This is a genomic window from Microcystis sp. Msp_OC_L_20101000_S702 (assembly GCF_007095705.1).
GTDB lineage: Bacteria > Cyanobacteriota > Cyanobacteriia > Cyanobacteriales > Microcystaceae > Microcystis > Microcystis ichthyoblabe_A.
On the sequence record NZ_SFBO01000064.1, the window covers coordinates 1 to 20837 of the forward strand.

The following is a 20837-nucleotide window of genomic DNA, read 5'->3' on the forward strand; positions in this document are numbered from 1 at the left end:
ATTTATGGTTTAGTCACCAGTCGCAATGCCGTCCGGGTTTTAATGTCGATCGAATTGATGCTCAATTCTGTTAACATTAACTTAATGGGTTTTTCCAACTATCTTGACCCCGCTAATATCCGAGGCCAAATTTTTACTATTTTCGTGATTACCGTAGCGGCAGCCGAGGCAGCCGTGGGTTTAGCGATTATCCTTACCATCTATCGTAACCGCGACACCATCGATATGGAACAGTTTAATCTGCTCAAATGGTAAGGTTTTAAATATTTACCCCCCCTCTTTCCCTTTTCTGGGGAGAGTTTTTTTTGGCCAATTTTCCCTGTTAACGGGGATAAATCTCGGTGACAACTCGATCGGGCGAGCTACTGGTAACAACAATATTATTATCTTCTAAAGTGCCGATCGCTTTATCGCCGGTGAGATTAAATTTTGGTTCCTGTTGTTCATAGATAATATTCCCCTCGGCCTCGACAATTTTTTCCGACATTTTCCAAGTTAAGATCTGACTATACAATTGCGCCCCAGTTTTCTGATTAATCCCCTTAACCCCATCCTTGAGATAAGCGATGCGATTGCCTAATTCCACCACCACACGATTACCAGTAATAGCGATTTGATCTTGATATTGAAAAATTTCCGTGGGGCGATCGGACGTTAGGGTACGATTTTGATAGTTCCAAATTGCCTGAGAACCAGAAATCTGTAAAGGTGGTTCTAAAGAGCGATATTCGAGGTTTTCTTGCAGGATAACCTGATTATTTTTTCTTTCCCAACGACCGCCGATAGCAGTAAGGCGATCGATAATAGTTTTATCAATATAGCGATCAAAAGCGACTTTTTGATCGGTACTAATGACTTGTTGAGGAATTTCCCAGTACAGGCGCTCGGTTTGCAGGACGACACGAGATTCCTTGGCGGTAGCCACCACTTGACCTTGTAATTCTAGTTTTTCTTGGCGCGTGTCGTAGCGTCCTTGGCGCGCCTTGGCTTCTAGTTGTAGATGACTACCTTTGATCCCTTTGGGGGAGATTAAAATACCTTCCTTGGGTAGCCAACGCAATTCCGGCGCGTTAATAATGGCCTTATTGCGGGGATCCACAGCCACAATATTATCTTTGAGGAGAATTTCCTGTCCTTCCTTGTAAACTTCCCCGCGGTCAGCACTAACCTGTAAAACTACTTTCCCATCTTGATAGATATTACCCTTGATATTTTCCAGACGGGCGATTTTTTGGTCTTGGGTGTAGGTAGCTTTTTTGACCTGAATTTTCCAGAGGGGTTGTCCGGAGGGGTTAGCCTGTTCTAAGGTGGCATTATTGAGAATTAATCGGCCAGTTTCCTCAATTTTAGGCGATTCTGTCGGCGAAATTTTCGGCGGATCGGGAGGTTGACAGGCTGTTAATCCCAGCAAACCGATTAGAAGGGCAGCCCCGCGCCCAATTGATAATTTTAATTGTAACCGCTGCCTCAATTTTGATCGCTCCGCTGCTATTTTCTCTCCTCCCAGTGTAGGGTAAGGGGTCGCCCCTTGACCGGTTGAAAGTAGTTTACTCGCTAGTTTTGCTGGGAAAAACCCCCGGTTGAACGGTGAGAGTTTGTTGTTTACCCCTGCGGTTAATCTCGATTTCCAGATTACCACTGATCGCACTGGTTTCCACACCTTGCTGCACATCCGAAGCAGTTTTAACGGGGTTTCCTGCCACAGTTTCGATGATATCACCCGGTTGCATTCCGGCTTTTTGAGCGGGGGAATTTTCCACCACTCGCAGGACGATTACCCCTTCATTTTGGTCAATATTAAAGCTTAATTCTTTAGTTTCATTCAATTGCTGCCGTAATTCTGGGGTTAGCGTCACCATCTGGATACCGATGTAGGGATGTTCCGCTTTACCCTTGCTAGATAGCTGTCCCGCCACTTTTTGGGCGGTTTCGATGGGAATGGCAAACCCTAAACCCTGAGCATCGGCCCGAATTGCCGTATTAATGCCGATAACTTCCCCCTTGGCGTTCAGCAACGGACCGCCGGAATTGCCGGGGTTAATAGCGGCATCGGTTTGGATAAAACGAACCCGTTTATCGGGAACCCCCACTTCGCTGCTAGTCCGGCCCAAGGCACTAATAATGCCCACCGTAACAGTATTATCTAAGCCTAGGGGATTGCCAATAGCGATCGCCCATTCCCCGGGGATTAAAGTTTCGGCCTTGCCAAAAGTCACCGTCGGTAAATTTTTCGCCTCAATTTTCACCAGGGCTACATCGGTCATATTGTCAACCCCCAGGACTTTACCCTGATGAGTTTGACCGTTTTTCAAAGTCACTTTTACTTGGGTTGTCCCTTCCACCACATGGGCATTAGTCAAAAGTAGTCCATCTGTACTAACAATAAACCCGGAACCGGTTCCCCGTTCCAAATGCTCCCTGGGAATCGGCACTTCATTACCAAAAAAGCGCCGAAAAAAGGGCTGTTTAAATTCTTCGGGAATTTGGTCGGCCACTTCCCGGGCCGAGTCAATCCGCACCACCGCCGGCCCGACTTTCTGCACGGCCTGGGCGATAAAATTAACATTGCCGTCGGTTTGGGTAATAACAGGGAGAGAGAGGGAAGCGGGGAGGATTGCCGGCGGTTTATTTACCTCTAGGGGCGCTTTTCTGCTTAAATACTGATTTCCTAGCACTCCCACAGTACCACCTAGAACGAGTAATCCCAGTGAAATCCCCAATCTTGTCAATAAACCCATAAGCTCTAGCCCTGAAATGTCGTGTGCGGTAGAATCGGCCCCAAACTTACCTATATTATAGGCTGTCTTTTTCAAAGACGAACCCCTGGGGCAGATAAAGGCTTTTTGTATTTGATGGCAGTGGCAATCACGTTGATTAAGCGTTTCTCCTAAAGGTGAAGTGTAACCTATATTTGGCATCGTCTCCGCGCTCTGGTCTGCTGACTCCCCAAAAAGAAAATTTCGTATTCTACTATTAAGATAACTGCTGTAAGAATACTTCCCTGTAATCAAGTGGCTAAAACTTAACTCAGATGCTACATTTTCTGGAAATCTATTGGCTTTAAATATTGACAAAATTCTCGAAGCGTAATATGATGTTTTCAAATATTTCAAGCCTGAGTTTATGAATGATAATTTAAAGCTGGTTAATACACCTGAAGATAAATTTTATTGTCTCGACCCGAAGACATCTAATTTATTGGAAAATCTGCGAGATTTGGCGAGTGCTTATCCCGGAATCGACGATAAAATGATTCATCCGGGGGATGTTTGCTTTGATATTGGTGCCAATATTGGCACTTTTTCAACTTTAGCGGCCCGTTTATCATCCCCTGAAGGACGGGTATTTGCCTTTGAGCCTTGTCCAGGAATTCATCAAATTCTCTTGGAAAACCTGCGATTGAATAATGTTTCACATTTAGTACAAGTACAAACTGATGTTATTAGTGATACTCAAAAAAAATTTTCTATAAAAAAAGCCCCTAAAAACATGGGAGCTACCCGCTTTATTGAATCATCAGAGGTGGAAGGAGAACTATTTACTTCCACAACCTTAGATTTTTGGATAGAAAATAATTTGCATCTAAAACAGTGTGATTTTATTAAAATAGATGTGGAAGGAATGGAGATTAAAGTTCTTCAGGGAGCCAGGAAGACTTTAAAACAGTATCACCCCATGTTATATATTGAAGTTTGTTCACCCCATTACGAAAAATATGGATTTAAAATTGAGCAATTGCAAGAATTTTTAGCAGAAATTGGCTACCATTTCTTTCGTTATTTCGCTCCTGCGCCTTTTCTCACTAGCGATCTACGTCGCCTCCATTCTCTTAACCAAGGTTCTTATTTTTATAATTTAATCGCCATTCACCCTAGCAGTCCTCGCTATCCTCAAAAATACAATTCTACACAAGAAGCTTTCCTGTTTATGATTGAGGAAAAATCAACAATTACTTATAGTGAATTACGCAGAAAATTTCCGATCAGAACTACAATTAAAAAACTTGTTAGGGGAGAAAAAAAGCCAGAATAAACTGAGATTTACCCCCACTGGGAGACTAATTAGGGAACTTACCCCGTTTACTGGTCTTCTTTTAGGGGTAAAATCACGAAACAGCTATAAGAATCTCACTTCATGCAATTGTTTGATCGCATCCGTTTAGGGATAGCCGTAGCGGTGGCTAAAACCGTTACTGCTGTGGTTAAAGGACTCCGTTTAGGGGCCGCCAGCGTCTTGCCGGGGGAAATTGCCCGTCGTCTCCATCCCCGTTTGTTACCGCTACTTTGTGGGCAAGTCCGACGGGGGGTAATTTTGGTGGTTGGCACGAATGGAAAAACTACCACTTCCCTACTGCTAAGAACTATTCTAGAGCGTCAGGGGGCAAAAGTCACCCATAATACCACTGGGGCAAATTTAATTAATGGTTTAATCACTGCTTTATTAGCCGATGCCAATTTATTCGGCACTTTAAAGGCTGATTATGCCATTTTAGAAGTGGATGAAAATATTCTCCCTTTGGTTTTAAAAGATTGTCGTCCTCGCGCTATTTTAGCTCTTAATTTGTTTCGCGATCAACTCGATCGCTATGGGGAAGTGGATACGATTAGTCGCCGTTGGCAAGGAGCCATATCTCCCCTACCCACCAATACTTTAGTAATTCTCAATGCTGATGATCCGACCCTTTCCCATTTGGGTCAACAACTGCCTCAAAGAGTTGTATATTTTGGCTTAAGTGAGCCAGAATTATATCTAGAAGAAATTCCCCACGCTGTCGATTCTATTTACTGTCCTAAATGTGGCGCTTCTTTGGATTATCGCGGAGTTTATCTCTCCCATTTAGGGGATTTTAGTTGTCCTAGTTGTGGCTTTAAAAAGAGTAATCCTGCTTTTCATAGTCACGATTGGCCGCAGATTTTAATCGGTGTTTATAATAAATATAATACTTTGGCGGCGGGTTTAGTAGCCCAGGAATTAGGGATTAAAGATCGAGAAATTTTTGAGACAGTTCAGGGTTTTAAAGCGGCTTTTGGTCGAGCAGAAGAATTAGAAATTGAGGGTAAAAAAGTTAGAATTTTACTGTCTAAAAATCCCGTGGGTATGAATGAAACAATTCGCGCAGTGGCTGATATTTTACAGAAAGAAAAGTCTTCTACTACTCTCTTAGTTCTCAATGATCGCATCCCCGACGGGACGGATGTTTCTTGGATTTGGGATGTGGATACGGAAAAATTAACCCGTTTGGGAACAACTTTAGTGGTAACGGGCGATCGACTTTATGACATGGCTTTACGCTTACAATATAGTCAAGATAGTCTCGCTTATCCCGTTAATTTAATTGTTGAATCCGATCTAAAAAAAGCGATCCAAATTGCCCTTAATAACACCAAAAATGAGGAAACTTTACATATTTTACCCACCTATTCTGCTATGTTAGAAGTACGAGAGATTCTCACGGGTCGAAAGATTTTGTAGAAATTAGAAAAGAGTGAAGATTGGTGTTAGGTGTTGGGGTGTTAGGGTGTTAGTTGAATTCCCCCATTTCCCCATTTCCCCATTTCCCCATTTCCCCATTCCCCCATTTCCCCATTTCCTAATCCACTAAAAAATTATGCAAGAACTAGAACTAAAAATCGGCTGGTTATATCCGACCTTAATGAGTACCTACGGCGATCGAGGTAATGTTATTACTATCCAAAGAAGATGTCAATGGCGTGATATTCCTGTGACAATTATTCCCCTAGATGCTCAAACAGAAGCCGAGACATTTTATCAAGTAGATATAATTGTTGGGGGTGGAGCGCAGGATCGGCAACAGGAGATCGTTATGCGCGATTTACAGGGTAAAAAAGCGGCGGCGATGAAAGAACAATTATCGGCAGGAATACCGGGGGTTTTTACCTGTGGTTCCCCACAATTATTAGGGCATTATTACGAACCAGCTTTCGGTCAAAGAATCGAAGGATTAGGATTATTAGACCTAGTAAGTAAACATCCCGGTCCCAATGCAAAACGCTGTATCGGTAACGTGGTTTTTGAAATTACTGCCTCTCCCTTAGCGGAGGAAATTAAGGCTATGACTGGGGAAAAACCGCTAGTAATTGGCTTTGAAAATCACGGGGGTCGTACCTATTTACAAACCGTTTCTCCCTTGGGAAAGGTGATTACTGGTTACGGAAATAACGGAGAGGACGGTTATGAAGGAGCATTTTACCACAATGCGATCGCTACCTATGCCCACGGTCCCCTACTACCCAAAAATCCCTTTTTAGCCGATTGGTTAATCCAAAAAGCTTTAGAACAAAAGTATCAAAAACCCGTTTTTTTAACAAAACTTGATGATTCTCTGGCCCTGAAAGCACGATTTGCCATGTTTGAACGACTAGAACTAACCGGCGTGACCAATAAAGCCTAAACTGGTCATATACACTTATGGCAGGAGATAGTCAAACTAGCCATTAAAAATTTTAATTCTGGCAGCTTATGAAATTATGACTGGAAAAATTATCGATCGTCAAACGGCGGGGTTTCTCGTCCTCATCATCCCCCTAGCGGTGCTAATCATCCTTGTTTTTACCGCTTGGCCATTGATCCTACTTGTCTTCCTCTTAACTCTGGCAGTCAAGGTGTGGCAAGACTATCGCTGGTCAAAATTATCGACGGTGATTAACCCCTATTTCAATCAACTTTTACAGGACAATCAAGGTTGTCTCACCCCGATTGACCTATCGGCAAAAGCCAATCTCACGGCCAAATTAGCCAGACAATTTTTAGACAGAAAAGCTGAGGAATTTGGGGCGCAAAAAAAAGCTGTAGGCGATAAGGGTATGGCCTATTACTTTATCACCGCCAGTACCCTGGGTAGTATTTTTGATGAGAGTGACCCCTCTTTAGAAGAAATAGGGGAAAAACAAGTTCCTGCGATTACTGCCTCGAGATCTCCCCTGACCAATTTAGAGCCATCGCAGGAGGCTAAATCCCCCCTGATTGTCGCCGAGAAAAGCGAAAATTCTGTCTCGGAGGTTCCTGTTATTTCCTCCTCCCAATCTCTGACTAATTTAGGTAAATTATTTGAGGAAAAAGAGGAAGAAAATACCGCAGCAATCTCTGTTCAAGAAACGGTAATTCAAGAACCGGAGGAGATAATTAATCCTAGTTTGAACAGTTCTGCCAGTTCTTTATCCCAATCAGAATCAGAAGTTAGGGAAGAATCACTAACCACTGTATCTGAAGCCATCTCATCGATGAGTTTGGCGGATTTGGCTAAACGTTTAGGAGTTACCCCAGCCGTTTTGGGTAGAAACAAGAAAAATAAATCCGAAACAGAATTTGCCGATTGGAGTCGCATCAGAGATCCCGATGGTATTGCTTGGAAATTTGACGCAAAAAACTCCCTATTTGTGGCCAACTGATAGATAAATTTGTTTGGTTTTCTAGACAGGCTCCCTGCCTGTCTTTTTTGGCTCTACGTCCTACCCTCAATCCCATAGATGGTTGCTTCAGGCTCTTGGAAATCATCACCCACCACAAATCTGGCGGTTGTATCAGTAACAGGATAGGTTTTAACGTAAATGAGACAACCTGTTGTTGAGGAAGGACTGTAGGGGCAATTGGGGGGGTATCTTAGCCAACTGCCTACTGGATAACTACCTAACTCATCACTCCAGGTACCTTCAATGACAAAGATTTCTTTAATCTCAGTTTCGACAACATTCACCAACTGAGTGTTGGGCAGCCAACGCTCAATCCAGACTTTTTCTGAGAAATCTGCTTGCTCATAGAGGTGTTGAACCTTAATTTGAGGCACTATACCTGCTTGCCAGGAGCCATTGAAAATGTTCGTTCTCACTTGTTGGCGAGTTTTACCACCATGTTGCCGCAATTTAACAAAAGTCAGGCATCCTTCCTCACTATAGGGGCGATGGATAAAGCCTTCGGGGTTAAGCATATAAGTACCCGGTGGATGCACCCCTGTTTCATCTGCAAAATTGCCTTCAAGCACCAAAATCTCTTCACCACCGGGATGTCCATGCAGCGGAAAAAAACCACCAGGATAGAATCGAGTCAGCATTGTTACTGGATGATCCTGGATTTCATGGTCAGACTCGAAACAGCCAAACCAAATTCCAGTAAAGTTTGTCTGAAACCAAGTTAATGATGTGGGAAGCACAGATACGCGGCTTAGTAGGTTTACGTGAACTTTTTGGGGTTTCCACAGAGATTGAGCAGTCATCTTTCCTGAATTTAATTTTTTTAGGTTGAAAAATTATTTAGCATTATTCTTCTACCTAAGAATACTATGTAAGCAGTTATGCCTTCAAGTTTCCGAGTTCATCTACTCTCATTAAGAACTTCGGAACAGGAAATACGCAGAACTCGAGCGCCATGGCTTTTTAGTCCAGCTAACGGCTAAGTTATGCCGTGCTTCTCATCGACAAGAAGGTGATCGTCTTAATTCTTAAGCATAGCCGACAATCTCATGGAATGAACACTAGGATCGTTTCATTCACTCAAATCCTTATCTGATAACGTTTTTAGTCGATTTATCGGAATAAGTAGGTAGGCGTTAAAAATTATCAGAAACCCCCCTTATCAAGGGTAGGGTTGATTCATGAATCAACCCTACTATGAACCTAGAGACAGGGGGGATCGAAACCCCCCTTATCAAGGGGGGATTAAGGGGGGATCAACACCCCCCTTATCAAGGGGGGATTAAGGGGGGATCAACACCCCCCTTATCAAGGGGGGATTAAGGGGGGATCAACACCCCCTTATCAAGGGGGGATGGGGGATCAACACCCCCCTTATCAAGGGGGGATTAAGGGGGGATCAACACCCCCCTTATCAAGGGGGGATTAAGGGGGGATCAAAGGAACGCTGATTCCCGACAAGATGAGTGATTGACTTTCCTGCTTTCATCCCAAAATAGTTGTGCTAGAATGGCGAAAAATTCCCCCGATTGATAATTATGTTAGCCGAATTAGCCGCCGCCGAAATCGCTAAAATCGCCTTTGAAGCTGTTATCGGTAAATTAACGGAAGGAGCAATGGATAAAGGTGTAGAATTGTGGCAAAAAATTAAGCAAAAGTTACAAAAGGAACCCACCGCAGCCAAGGTTTTAGCGGCAGCCGAACAAACCAAATCCGAGGCAATGATTGAACAGCAAGTGGTTCCTTTTTTACAGGTAGAAATGCTCAAAGACCCCGATTTTGCCCAAGAAATCCAAACCCTAGCACAACAAATTAAACAAGTTATCAACAGTGGCAATCAAGAAAATATCGCCATGAATGCCACAGCTTATGATAATAGTACCGTTAAAATGGTAGGAAAAATTGAGGCTGATACAGTTAGTTTCTAAATCCTAATGGCTCTCTTGGGTTAGTTGGGTAAAATGTATCACTGAATACATTTTATTATTCCCTATTTGCCAGAAGAGAAGGATGAACCACAAAGGCACAAAGGACACAAAGAGTAACTAGCGATCTATTAATCAAACTTATCACAGGAAAGACAAGAGAGCCATCCTAATTTTTATCTCAAGAAAAACCCCAATTTTTCTCATGACTTCAGAAACTAATTCCAACGAGATTAATCTATCGGCAACGGCCCAGGATCAATCTAAAGTAAATTTAATTGGCAAAATCGAGACTAAAAATCTAATACTTTCCGAGGAACTTTTAAACCGTTTGGAAACTCCATCGGGGGGTATTTTCAAGGGAGGAAATGCTCGAAAACGTCTCGCCTATTGGCAGGGAAGGAAGGAGGAAATCACCCAAATTAAGCAGTGGTTTAATGATCAAAATGTTGCGATGATTGGCATCAAAGGAGTTGGAGGAATTGGAAAATCTACCCTAGCCAGCAAAATTTTTGAGGAGGAAATTACCCTCGATCCTTCCCTAGGGGACGATGAAGATTTATTCCCAAAACGCTTTTGGTGGGAAGCTGGAAATCTGGGGGGATTTAGTGGTTTAGCTCGCCAATTCCTGACGGACTTTGGTTATCCTGTCCCCGAAAAAGAAAAAGATTTACAGGAAGCTTTAATCAGACAACTGCAACGCCATCGCCACCTAATTATTATCGATAATCTAGAGAGTTTATTAGGGGAAGATGGTTCTTGGAATAATGAATTTTATCAGCAGTTTTTCACTGCTTGGATAGAAAAAGGTGACACCAGCAAAATTATAGTCACCACCAGAGAAAAGCCAAAAACTAGGGGTTTTAACCATTGGATTGAGCTAAAAGGTTTGAAACCTCCTGAAGGGGCGCAATTGTTAGCGGAATCGCAAATAACAGGGGATCTAGAGAACTTTTCTCGACGGGTGGATGGTCATCCATTACTCCTGCGATTGGTGGCGGATTTAATCTTAGCAGAATTTCCGCAAAACCCCAGTTTAGAAAGGTTAGAGGATTTAGGATTAGGAAATTTATCGCAACTTTTGAGCGATCCGCAGGTGGTGGGGAGCCATCGTCAAGAGACAGTGGGAATTGCTTTAGTTTTAGATGCTAGTTTTCAGCGACTTAGCCAAAGACAGCAGGAATTATTCACTAAAACCAGCATTTATCGCCGAGAATTTGATTCTCCGGCAGCCAAAGCGGTGATGGATAATTACCCGGAGATCGCACTGTCCGAGATCACGGCAGATCTGCGAGAATTACAGCGACGATCATTATTAGAAGAAAAAGAGGAAAATCGCCAGCGAATTTTTAGTTTTCAGCCTTTAGTTTGGGAATATGCACAATACAAAGCCGGCGATCAAAGGGAATTACACCAAAAAGCGATCGCCTATTATCTTTCTATTGCTCAACCCGACTCCTGGGAAATCCTCAACGATGTGCAACCTTACCTAGAAATTTTCTATCATCACTATCAGTTAACCGAGTACGACAATGCTTTTGATATTCTCCGTGCTATCGATGATTTTCTCACCCGACGGGGGTATTATCAAACCCTAGCGGATTATTACCTTGAATTAGTCACTGTTTACCAACAACAGGAGGAGCAAACCAACTGGAAATATACCGCATCCCTCACCAGTTTAGGCAATGTTTACTATTCCCTAGGAGAATACCAAAAAGCGATCGAGTTTCATCAACAGTCTTTAGCAATCACACTGGAAATCGGTGATCGGGGGGGTGAAGCGACTTCCTACAATAATTTAGGCAATGTTTACTATTCCCTAGGAGAATACGAAAAAGCGATCGAGTTTCATCAACAGTCCTTAGCAATCAAACGGGAAATCGGTGATCGGGGGGGTGAAGCGGCATCCTACAATAATTTAGGCAATGTTTACAAATCCCTTGGAGAATACCAAAAAGCGATCGAGTTTTATCAACAGTCCTTAGCAATCACACGGGAAATCGGTGATCGGGGGGGTGAAGCGACTTCCTACAATAATTTAGGCAATGTTTACTATTCCCTAGGAGAATACGAAAAAGCGATCGAGTTTTATCAACAGTCCTTAGCAATCACACGCGAAATCGGTGATCGAGGGGGTGAAGCGTATTCCTACAATAATTTAGGCGCTGTTTACGGTTCCCTAGGAGAATACCAAAAAGCGATCGAGTTTCATCAACAGTCTTTAGCAATCACACTGGAAATCGGTGATCGAGGGGGTGAAGCGAATTCCTACATGGGTTTAGGCAATGTTTACTATTCCCTAGGAGAATACCAAAAAGCGATCGAGTTTTATCAACAGTCCTTAGCAATCACACGCGAAATCGGTGATCGGGGGGGTGAAGCGTCTTCCTACGGTAATTTAGGCAATGTTTACTATTCCCTAGGAGAATACCAAAAAGCGATCGAGTTTCATCAACAGTCTTTAGCAATCAAACGGGAAATCGGTGATCGGGGGGGTGAAGCGAATTCCTACATGGGTTTAGGCAATGTTTACTATTCCCTAGGAGAATACCAAAAAGCGATCGAGTTTTATCAACAGTCCTTAGCAATCAAACGGGAAATCGGTGATCGGGGGGGTGAAGCGGCATCCTACAATAATTTAGGCAATGTTTACGATTCCCTAGGAGAATACCAAAAAGCGATCGAGTTTTGTCAACAGTCCTTAGCAATCTTTCGGGAAATCGGTGATCGGGGGGTTGAAGCGAATGCTTGGTTTAATCTGGGACTTACCTACTATAAACTCAAACGTATATCGGAAGCGAAAGAAGCATTTCTTCAGTCGCGGGAATTATATCAAGCATTGGGGTTAGCAGGATATGTTCAAAAGTGCGATGATGAAATTCGGCAATTAGAAACCCGAAAATATCCCTTAATCGTTGCTTTCTTTCTGGGGGTGGTTATGTTTCCTTTAGTTTTAATTGGGGTGATTATCGTGGCATTGTGGCGATTGTTAAAAAGATGGTTGAGGAAAGCATAATTAGGGGTAGGATGGGTTAAATATCCCTGATTTTTAACCTGAGTTTCACATCTGCTAATTTCCCCTCATAACTACCGTAAAGTGAGAAATTATAGTAATATTTCTAAGGATTACCAGAAAAGAAAGAGCGCCACGCTGCTGTTCCGATCGCTCCTCCTAAAAGAATAATTAACGTCCAAACTTGATTTTTTTGGGTTCCTTCCAGCTTTTCTAGTCTTCTATCCATCCCATCGACTTTCTCAGTTAGTTTTGCTTGTCCTACCTCTAGCTTAGTTAACCGTTCGTCGATTTTGTCAAATTTCTGGTTAATATCTTGTTGCAAGGTATCGATTTTTTGGTTAACTTCCTTGATGCTGTCTTTGATTTCCTTGAGGACGGATTCAAGACTATAAGTAACGGTTTCGTTAGACATTTTGGTAACATCCCTGGGAGTAAGTTTTTTTACGCACTTTCCGTTGATACTACAATAATTTTATCTTAATACTAATACCATTTTTCTCAAGTAATGGCAGAGATGGTTAATTGCCCTCATCCCCAACCCCTTTCTGGGAGAGGGGAGTAGGATACCTGTCACGAATAAAGAAAAATGGTATTATGTTAAAATGTTGAGGGCTTCGTTTTTGGGTCTGATTTGTTGTTATATTGATCAGACTATACCTGATGAGCCTTTCTTAATCAGGCCTCGAGGCTGATGTGTTTCCTTTTTGAATTGGTGTTTTTGTTAGTAACGAAGCTGATAAGCGGTAGGGTAAATAAAAAATGACAGAACAAACTTGGTGGGTACAAAAATGGTTAGAACTACTCGATTCCTATCGCTTTAAAAAACGCTTGGAACGAGCTAGACTCTACGCTAGAGAGGGCAATGTTTTAAGTATTGACTTTGAAGACTCGCAAGTTATTGCTAGAGTACAAGGCAGTGAATCCGAACCTTATATAGTGGATTTATCCCTAGCGGCTTTTAGTGATGAAGAATGGGATTATATTATTAAGCTTCTCTCCAAAAAAGCCATTTATTCTGCTCAATTACTCACGGGACAAATGCCCGATCATATCGAGCGTGTTTTTATCGATAGTGGGGTAAATTTATTTCCCTTTTCCCTAGCTGATATTCGCTCCCGTTGCACCTGTCCCGATCAAGCCAACCCCTGCAAACATATAGGAGCAGTATATTATCAATTGGGCGATCGTTTTAGTGTCGATCCCTTCCTGCTTTTGCAACTGCGCGGCCGAAGCAAAAGCCAAATTCTGGAAGCTTTACGCGAAAAACGCTCCTATTCCTCTGATAATCAACCTTTAGCAGTCAGTGAACCCCCCGCAGCAGTCGAAAAAACTGCCCCCGAAAGTGCTATCGATCGCTTTTGGCAGTACGATGAGGAGCTAGATCCCTCCCTCGTTGTAATTACGCCGGGGAATGAAAATCAAACCATTCTCGACATTTTAGGCAATTTTCCCCTGGCTGCCCCCGAATCCGATGCCATAGAACAATTTTTAAAACCAATTTACCGACAAATTCCCCAAGAAGCGATGGCGATTGCTTTACAGTAGGGGAATTTGGGGTATAAGTAGCTGGTTGTAATTAAATTAAAAATGGATTTTAGGTTTGATCCCCCCTGCCCCCCTTGATAAGGTAGGTTTGATCCCTGCCCCCCTTGATAAGGGGGGTTTGATCCCCCCTGCCCCCCTTGATAAGGGGGGTTTGATCCCCCCTGCCCCCCTTGATAAGGGGGGTTTGATCCCCCCTGCCCCCCTTGATAAGGTTTTAACGCCTACCTACTTAGGATCAGCCTAGTCAAAGTGGTGCCAAGGACAAAAAAGCCAGCCAGATTTGTCCTCGCATCAGGGTGAGGAATTGACCAGGGAGAAAATTGCCTCACCACTAACCGCTAAACCGTCTTACTTTTGCCAGTTTTACTACCTGGGGAAGTAGTTTTTTTGGTGGTGCTAGAAGTAGTTTTCTTGGTGGTGGTTTTCTTGGCAGTGGTTGTCTTGGCTGCTAGGGCGACTAAAGCTTGTTCTAGAGTCAGGGTTTCGGCGGTTTCTCCTTCAGGAATCTTGGCGTTAGTTTTGCCGTGTTTGATATAAACTCCGTAGGGACCCTCGTACAATCCCACCAATTCCCCGTCGTCGGGATGTTTACCCAATTCTTTTAGGGGTGGTTTGGTAGAACCACGAGTGCCGCGAGTTTTTTTCGGTTCGGCTAATAAAGCCAAAGCTCGATCGAGGGTTATGGTTAAGACATCATCGCCGGCTTTCAGGGAACGATATTCTTTTTCCTTGCCCTCTTCCTGAACTACATAGGGACCAAAACGACCTAAACTGGCTTTAATTTTGCCTCCGGTGAGGGGATGGGTTCCCAGTAGTCGTGGCAGTGCCAATAAACCCACTGCTTGTTCGAGGGTGACATCCTCTGGTTTGACTCCTTTGGGTAGGGAGGCGCGTTTCGGTTTGGGGTTGTCATCGCTGATATCTCCTAACTGGACGTAGGGACCGTAACTACCCACGAGCAGATAAATCGGCTCTCCGGTGTCGGGATGAAGACCGATTTTGTCCGGACCTTCGGTTTTTTGTCGCAGCAGGGTTTCTACCTGTTCGGGGTTGAGGTCGGCGGGGGTTAAATCGGCGGGGATGGAAGCGGTGAGGATTTCATCGCCTCGGGAGACTTCCAGATAGGGACCGTATTTGCCGATCTTGATGGTTGCCTGTAAATCCTCTAAAATCACCGATTTAGCGGTGCTAGAGTTAATTTGACTCTCGCGCTCTTTGACTTGGCTTTCTAGCCCCTTTTCGCCGCGATAGAAGCGATCGAGATAGGGCAACCATTGGGCGGAACCGGTGGCGATATCGTCGAGGGTTTCCTCCATTTTCGAGGTAAATTTGGGATCTACCAGGTCGGGGAAATGATTTTCTAATAGACCGACGACGGCGAAGGCGGTGAAGGTGGGAATGAGGGTTTTATTCCGCATTTGGGCATAACCGCGATCGATAATTGTGCCGAGAATGGTGGCGTAGGTGCTGGGTCGCCCGATTCCTTCACTTTCGAGGGTTTTTACGAGGGAGGCTTCGCTATAACGGGCGGGGGGTTGGGTATCGTGGCTAATGGCTTCTAGTTGGCGACAATTGGGGGTATCACCGACGCTGAGGGGGGGTAGGATTATTTCTTGGTCGTCGATGGCGGCTTCGGGATCGTCGGAACCTTCCACATAGGCGCGGAAAAAGCCGGGGAAGTCGATTCTTTTGCCGGAGGAGCGAAATCCGGCATTTTCCACCTGAATATTAACGGCGATCTGGGTAATACGGGCATCGGCCATCTGTGAGGCGACGGTACGTTTCCAGATTAGGTCGTAGAGGGCGAATTCTAGTCCGCTCAGGCCGGTTTCCCGGGGCAAGCGAAAGCTACTGCCGGCAGGTCGGATGGCTTCGTGGGCTTCCTGCGCGCCTTTGCTTTTGGTGGTGTATTGCCGGGGTTGGGGACTGAGATAGTTTTTTCCGTACATTTGTTCTACACAATGACGGGCGGCGCTGATGGCCTGATCGGAAAGATGGACGGAATCGGTCCGCATATAGGTGATGTAGCCCTGTTCGTAGAGATTTTGGGCGATTCGCATGGTGTCCCTGGCGGATATGCCTAGTTTCCGGTTAGCTTCTTGCTGTAGGGTGGAGGTGGTGAAGGGGGGGGATGGTTTGCGAGTGGTGGGTTTTTCTTCGGTGTGGCTAACGCGCCAGATTTTGTCTTGGATCTGTTCTTTTAAGGCGGTGGCGGTGGCTTGATCTAAGAGTGTCACCTGGCGACCGGGGAGCAGTCTGCCGGTGTCGGCATCGAAATCGCTCCCATTTGCCACTTTTTGACCGTTTAAGGTGACTAATTTCGAGTCGAATTGATTTTTGTCCTTTTCTAAAGTCGCCTTCAGATCCCAATAATTGGCGGTTTTAAAAGCCCGTCGTTCCCGTTCCCGTTGTACGAGCAGACGCACGGCGACGGATTGCACCCGGCCGGCGGATAAACCTTTGGAGATTTTTTTCCAGAGTAGGGGGGAGAGGGTATAACCGTAGAGGCGATCGAGTATGCGGCGGGTTTCTTGGGCGTGAACTAAATTTTCGTCGATGGAGCGACAATTTTTCAGGGCGGTTTGGATCGCTTCTTTGGTGATTTCGTGAAATACCATCCTTTTGGTGGGTATTTTCGGGTTGAGTACCTGTAAGAGATGCCAACTGATGCTTTCTCCTTCCCGATCTTCGTCGGTGGCGAGGATCAGTTCGCTCGCGCCTTTGAGGGCTTCTTTTAATTCTTTGACGATTTTACTTTTGGTTTTGGGGACGACGTAGAGAGGATCGAAATCGTTCTCCACATCCACGCCTAAGTTAGCCCAGGATTTGTCTTTGTGGGCGGGGGGAATTTCTTCGGCAGAGGCGGGCAGATCGCGGATGTGGCCCATGGAGGCTTGGACTCGATAGCCGCTAGGCAGATAATTACTGATCGTCCGAGCTTTGGTGGGGGATTCGACAATAACCAGGGTTGACATAGGAATTGATCACGAGGGCATGGCCACAGCGACTGTTTTAGTTAGACTGACCATCTTTGTTTGATGATGGGCAAAAGTTACTATTTATCTTGACCGGCTTGATTCGGGTCAAAATCCACTTACTACGATAATAGAGATTAAAGCTGGTCTTTTGTCACTAACTTCTTAATAAAACTTAATATTTTTCTGGAGCAGGAAGAGGGGAGCAGGGAGATGGGGTAATGGGGAGAAGGGAGAAAAAAGCTGACTCGGAGAATACTGACTCCTAACCCAATGTTTGCCAAAGATAAGCAAAAATTATTTATTGACTCCAAAAACTTGAGAATATTTAAATTAACATTCCGCAATATTTATAAATTCTTAAAAATTAATTGAGAAAGATTTTTATTTAACAACGATGTTACAATGGTTACAGCGATTTTACTGAATTTCATAATGGGATATTCTGTGCTTTTTTAGGCAGCAATGGTTGAAACCCTTGCCACACCTAGAAGGTTATCCTGATTAGGACGGGTAAATTAGTCAATTTCACCAACAACGATGATCTTTTTTGTGTGTAGTTTTATTGCAAAAAAAAAGTTTTTTTGACAAAAAGCACAAAGTATGATATGCACCCAACGTATTTCTGGCTGCCAGTAGTTATTGCAGAGTGGGAGTTGGGGAGAGGGGAGATGGGGAATAGGGGAATAGGGAAGTGGGGGAATGGGGAGATGGGAGAAAGGAGGGGGGAGAAAAAAGCTGATAACTGATAACTGATTCAAGATGGGAGCCGGTCGTCGATACTAAATTAGGTTACGCTTCATCTTTAGGAAAAACGCTGTAATTATGTCTGATTTACGTCAATACGCCCCGGCAACGGAACGCAATCGTCAGCCGATTTTGGAAGTTCTCAGCCAATTTTTACCGAAGACTGGCAATATCCTAGAAATATCTAGCGGCACGGGTGAACACGCTGTTTTTTTTGCCCCTCGTCTTGCTCCTTGTCGTTGGATTCCCTCGGATTGTAACCCTCTGGCTCTAGATAGTATTCGCAGTTGGTGCGATTATTATCCTAGTTCTAATCTCGATCGCCCCCTATTTATCGATGTTCATCAGTCAGTTTGGGCGGTAGAGACGGAAAATATCGTTATTAATGCCATTGTTAATATTAATATGATTCATATCGCCCCTTGGTCCGCTTGTTTAGCTTTAATGGCAGGAGCGAGTCGCATTCTTAGTTCGGGGGAAATTCTCTATCTTTATGGTCCCTATAAACGACAGGGAAAACATACTTCTCCTAGTAATGAAAGCTTTGATTTTTCTCTCCGTTCTCAAAATTCTGCTTGGGGAGTTAGGAATTTAGAAGATGTGGTGCAAGCAGCGAGCGATCGAGGTTTACAATTGTTAGAAGTAATTCCTATGCCCGCTAATAATCTCTCGGTTTTATTTGCCTTAACATAGCAATTATCAGTGAACAGTAATCGGTAATTAGCTTCTAAAGGCAAAAGGCAAAAGGCAAAAGGCAAAAAAAAGAATCTGGCAATTCTCCTACCTAAAAAGAAGGTTATAAACTAAGTACATCCAAGCTTTTAGCTTAACCAATTAAGTAGGGAGGCACAATTATTTGTAGGATGGGTTAGCGGTAGCGTAACATAATCGGGCGTTGGGTTTCATGCTTCAACCCAACCTACGTTATGATCACTGAAAAAAGCTCCCCACTTCCCACTTCCCACTTCCCACTTCCCACTTCCCACTGATAACTGATAACTGATAACTGATAACTTATTTCCAACCAGCGCGATTCATTACCTGTACTGCTTTGGCTAAATTAGGACCATAATTAGCCACGCTAACGGTATCTTCTTTACCGCGTCCGAGTTTTGCTAGGAAAGGGTCTAAAGCAACCCCTCGAACCACGGGATATTCTTGATTACCCTTAGCAAAAAAGTTCTGTGCTTCATTGCTAGAAAGATACTCTAAAAATTTAATGGCCGATTCTCGATTGGGAGCGGTTTTAATTAAACCACCACCACTAATATTAACGTGAGCGCCGCGGCCTGTTTGGTCGGGGAAAATTACGCCTACTTGGTCATAAATTGCCCGTTTAGCGGGGTCTTTTTCTTCGGCATACCCAGCTAAGTAATAGGTGTTAGCTAGGGCTAAATCGGCAATTCCTGCGGCTACAGCTTCGATTTGTGCCTTATCATTGCCCTGGGGTGAACGGGCAAAATTAGCCACTAATCCCCGACACCATTTTTCTGCGGCCGCTTCCCCTTGGATGTCGATTAACCAAGCGGTAAAAGATTGACTATAGATGTTACTAGATGACCGGGTGACGACTTTTCCTTTCCATTTGGGATTGGTTAAATCTGCATAGGAATCGATTTCTCTGGGGTTAACTCTGTCTTTGTTATACATGATTACCCGCAAGCGTTTACTAAACCCGAACCAGTGACCTTTGGGGTGACGCAAATGAGCGGGAATTCTTTGGGTGAGAATGGGGGAATTGACTGGGGCAAAAATTCCCTGTTGGTCGGCCCGCCATAATCTCCCTGCATCTACTGTCAGGAGTATATCAGCAGGACTATTGCGGCCTTCGCTTTTGATTCGTTCGATTAATGGGTCTGCTTCCCCTTCAACCAGGTTAATTTTTATTCCCGTTTGTCGGGTGAAGTTGTCATACAATCGTCGGTCGGTGTTGTAGTGACGGGAGGAATAGAGGTTTAATTGTTTAGTTTGGGCGGAAACTTCGTTTATTTTCCCTAATTGACCCACTGCTAACGCTAAGGTGGCTGTTCCCGCGCCTAGAAAGACTCTCCGAGTTATTTTATCGTTCATTGCTAGATTCTTGGCAAAGTTGTCTTTTCCTATTGTACAGCTATTGAGAATAATTCTTATCTGTACGAGAAATTACTTGTCGGGTTAGGGCGGTAAATGGGGTAAAATACTGGTAAAATCAGGTTTTTTTGCTTTGATAGGGCTAATAAATCCTCGAATCTATCGCTAGTTAAGTTCAATAAGCCTAAAATGTTACCCTAAGCTCGATCGAGGGTATTGTGGATTGACATCCTCGCCGCCGTAAAACGGACGGCGATTCCCAAACCTCACGATTTGGGTTTCTGCTTCTTTCCCTTGCGGGGTTCCGCACCTGCCTTAACAGATTTACTCTGTTCTGGTCATCAGGTCGCTCTACAGACTGACACCGCAAGCCCTGCGGCCAAAATATTTTTACTAGCGTTAATATCTCGGTCATGGTGCGTCCCACAGTCTGGACAATCCCATTCTCGAACATTTAACGGCATTTTCAAGGGCAATATGCCCGCAATTACTACACCTTTTAGAGCTAGGAAACCATCTATCTATTTCGATGTAATTTCTGCCGTACCAACGGCATTTATAGGCTAATTGTCGGGTTATTTCTCCCCAGCTTACATCAGATATTGCCTGAGATAACTTGGGGTTTTTGACCATATTCTTGACGGCTAAATTCTCAACCACAATCGTTTGGTTTTCCCGAACTAATTGAGTGGTTAGCTTATGTAAATGGTCTTTTCTGTTATCAGTAATTTGGGCGTGAATCCTTGCTACTTCGATTCTCGCTTTTTCCCGATTTTTTGAGCCTTTCTGTTTTCTAGAAAGGCTTTTTTGTGCCTTTCGCAGTCTCCGATAATGCTTTTTAAAATGCTTGGGATTAGACACTTTATCGCCATCGCTGGTAATTACTAGGCTACTAATTCCTAAGTCAATTCCAATGGCTTTATCTGTTACTGGTAAAGGCTTAATTGTTGGGTCATCAAATCTAATTGAGATATGCCAACGTCCAGAAGGATGTAATCTGACTGTTACTGTGCTTGGTTCACAGCTTTCTGGGATTTGTCTTGACCATCGAATAGGTAAGGGTTCTGTGCATTTGGCTAAATAGATTTGTTTGTCTTTAAATTTAAAAGCAGACTTAGTAAATTCGGCA

General features: G+C 43.9%; 15 protein-coding genes and 1 pseudogene. 9 read left to right on the forward strand and 7 right to left on the reverse strand.

What is annotated here, in order from left to right; translation table 11 throughout:
• The coding region (gene nuoK / locus EWV60_RS06580; protein ID WP_287231626.1) for an NADH-quinone oxidoreductase subunit NuoK at nt 1-255 on the forward strand (255 nt) is incomplete at its 5' end.
• Between the two features lie 67 nt (nt 256-322).
• On the opposite strand, the gene lptC is transcribed toward nuoK, so the two are convergent.
• Together lptC and EWV60_RS06590 are read right to left on the reverse strand one after the other, a co-directional pair.
• Nucleotides 323-1471 carry an LPS export ABC transporter periplasmic protein LptC gene (lptC, locus tag EWV60_RS06585; RefSeq protein WP_002791741.1) on the reverse strand — a complete coding sequence of 383 codons (1149 nt, stop codon included), beginning with the start codon at nt 1469-1471 and terminating at the stop codon, nt 323-325.
• Nucleotides 1472-1547: 76 nt separating this feature from the next.
• Nucleotides 1548-2738, reverse strand: a complete 1191-nt coding sequence (locus tag EWV60_RS06590; RefSeq protein WP_016515746.1) for an HhoA/HhoB/HtrA family serine endopeptidase — start codon at nt 2736-2738, stop codon at nt 1548-1550.
• Between the two features lie 385 nt (nt 2739-3123).
• Between EWV60_RS06590 and EWV60_RS06595 the strand changes: the two genes are divergently transcribed.
• The 4 genes from EWV60_RS06595 (at nt 3124) to EWV60_RS06610 (ending at nt 7409) form a co-directional block, all read left to right on the forward strand.
• A complete protein-coding gene (locus EWV60_RS06595) occupies nt 3124-4032 on the forward strand; it encodes an FkbM family methyltransferase (RefSeq protein ID WP_002776996.1) in 909 nt (302 codons plus the stop codon).
• A 102-nt stretch (nt 4033-4134) separates the two neighbouring features.
• Entirely contained in the window at nt 4135-5472 is a 1338-nt protein-coding gene (locus tag EWV60_RS06600; RefSeq protein ID WP_002788490.1) for a Mur ligase family protein, read from the forward strand.
• A gap of 136 nt (nt 5473-5608) precedes the next feature.
• Nucleotides 5609-6412, forward strand: a complete 804-nt coding sequence (locus EWV60_RS06605; protein WP_002735455.1) for a type 1 glutamine amidotransferase — start codon at nt 5609-5611, stop codon at nt 6410-6412.
• Between the two features lie 76 nt (nt 6413-6488).
• Nucleotides 6489-7409 carry a hypothetical protein gene (locus EWV60_RS06610; protein WP_287231627.1) on the forward strand — a complete coding sequence of 307 codons (921 nt, stop codon included), beginning with the start codon at nt 6489-6491 and terminating at the stop codon, nt 7407-7409.
• Nucleotides 7410-7462: 53 nt separating this feature from the next.
• On the opposite strand, the gene EWV60_RS06615 is transcribed toward EWV60_RS06610, so the two are convergent.
• Nucleotides 7463-8230: a cupin domain-containing protein gene (locus EWV60_RS06615; RefSeq protein WP_287231628.1), complete on the reverse strand. Its 768-nt coding sequence runs from the start codon at nt 8228-8230 to the stop codon at nt 7463-7465.
• Nucleotides 8231-8965: 735 nt separating this feature from the next.
• Here EWV60_RS06615 and EWV60_RS06620 point away from each other — a divergent pair.
• Nucleotides 8966-9355 (forward strand): hypothetical protein, encoded by a 390-nt coding sequence (locus EWV60_RS06620; RefSeq protein ID WP_287231629.1) that lies wholly within the window; start codon nt 8966-8968, stop codon nt 9353-9355.
• A gap of 202 nt (nt 9356-9557) precedes the next feature.
• Nucleotides 9558-12371: a tetratricopeptide repeat protein gene (locus EWV60_RS06625; RefSeq protein WP_287231630.1), complete on the forward strand. Its 2814-nt coding sequence runs from the start codon at nt 9558-9560 to the stop codon at nt 12369-12371.
• A 103-nt stretch (nt 12372-12474) separates the two neighbouring features.
• Here EWV60_RS06625 and EWV60_RS06630 read toward each other — a convergent pair whose 3' ends face one another.
• Entirely contained in the window at nt 12475-12783 is a 309-nt protein-coding gene (locus EWV60_RS06630) for a hypothetical protein (protein WP_002736903.1), read from the reverse strand.
• A 347-nt stretch (nt 12784-13130) separates the two neighbouring features.
• On the opposite strand from EWV60_RS06630, the gene EWV60_RS06635 reads away from it, so the two are divergent.
• Nucleotides 13131-13916: an SWIM zinc finger family protein gene (locus EWV60_RS06635; RefSeq protein ID WP_002736871.1), complete on the forward strand. Its 786-nt coding sequence runs from the start codon at nt 13131-13133 to the stop codon at nt 13914-13916.
• A gap of 338 nt (nt 13917-14254) precedes the next feature.
• Here the strand turns inward: EWV60_RS06635 and topA are convergent, their stop codons facing one another.
• A complete protein-coding gene (topA, locus tag EWV60_RS06640; RefSeq protein ID WP_287231631.1) occupies nt 14255-16891 on the reverse strand; it encodes a type I DNA topoisomerase in 2637 nt (878 codons plus the stop codon).
• 825 nt (nt 16892-17716) lie between these two features.
• Here topA and EWV60_RS06645 point away from each other — a divergent pair.
• Nucleotides 17717-18331, forward strand: a complete 615-nt coding sequence (locus EWV60_RS06645) for a DUF938 domain-containing protein (protein ID WP_024969650.1) — start codon at nt 17717-17719, stop codon at nt 18329-18331.
• Nucleotides 18332-18652: 321 nt separating this feature from the next.
• On the opposite strand, the gene EWV60_RS06650 is transcribed toward EWV60_RS06645, so the two are convergent.
• Together EWV60_RS06650 and EWV60_RS06655 are read right to left on the reverse strand one after the other, a co-directional pair.
• Nucleotides 18653-19708 (reverse strand): Fe(3+) ABC transporter substrate-binding protein, encoded by a 1056-nt coding sequence (locus tag EWV60_RS06650; protein WP_002776973.1) that lies wholly within the window; start codon nt 19706-19708, stop codon nt 18653-18655.
• Between the two features lie 266 nt (nt 19709-19974).
• Nucleotides 19975-20837, reverse strand: a pseudogene (locus EWV60_RS06655) (RNA-guided endonuclease InsQ/TnpB family protein); the annotation flags it as partial.

Bases quoted from the DNA above. Each gene is read 5' to 3' on its own strand.
- EWV60_RS06590 (WP_016515746.1), bottom strand. From the start codon at position 2,738: ATGGGTTTATTGACAAGATTGGGGATTTCACTGGGATTACTCGTTCTA.
- EWV60_RS06595 (WP_002776996.1), top strand. From the start codon at position 3,124: ATGAATGATAATTTAAAGCTGGTTAATACACCTGAAGATAAATTTTAT.
- EWV60_RS06600 (WP_002788490.1), top strand. From the start codon at position 4,135: ATGCAATTGTTTGATCGCATCCGTTTAGGGATAGCCGTAGCGGTGGCT.
- EWV60_RS06605 (WP_002735455.1), top strand. From the start codon at position 5,609: ATGCAAGAACTAGAACTAAAAATCGGCTGGTTATATCCGACCTTAATG.
- EWV60_RS06610 (WP_287231627.1), top strand. From the start codon at position 6,489: ATGACTGGAAAAATTATCGATCGTCAAACGGCGGGGTTTCTCGTCCTC.
- EWV60_RS06615 (WP_287231628.1), bottom strand. From the start codon at position 8,230: ATGACTGCTCAATCTCTGTGGAAACCCCAAAAAGTTCACGTAAACCTA.
- EWV60_RS06620 (WP_287231629.1), top strand. From the start codon at position 8,966: ATGTTAGCCGAATTAGCCGCCGCCGAAATCGCTAAAATCGCCTTTGAA.
- EWV60_RS06625 (WP_287231630.1), top strand. From the start codon at position 9,558: ATGACTTCAGAAACTAATTCCAACGAGATTAATCTATCGGCAACGGCC.
- EWV60_RS06630 (WP_002736903.1), bottom strand. From the start codon at position 12,783: ATGTCTAACGAAACCGTTACTTATAGTCTTGAATCCGTCCTCAAGGAA.
- EWV60_RS06635 (WP_002736871.1), top strand. From the start codon at position 13,131: ATGACAGAACAAACTTGGTGGGTACAAAAATGGTTAGAACTACTCGAT.
- topA (WP_287231631.1), bottom strand. From the start codon at position 16,891: ATGTCAACCCTGGTTATTGTCGAATCCCCCACCAAAGCTCGGACGATC.
- EWV60_RS06645 (WP_024969650.1), top strand. From the start codon at position 17,717: ATGTCTGATTTACGTCAATACGCCCCGGCAACGGAACGCAATCGTCAG.
- EWV60_RS06650 (WP_002776973.1), bottom strand. From the start codon at position 19,708: ATGAACGATAAAATAACTCGGAGAGTCTTTCTAGGCGCGGGAACAGCC.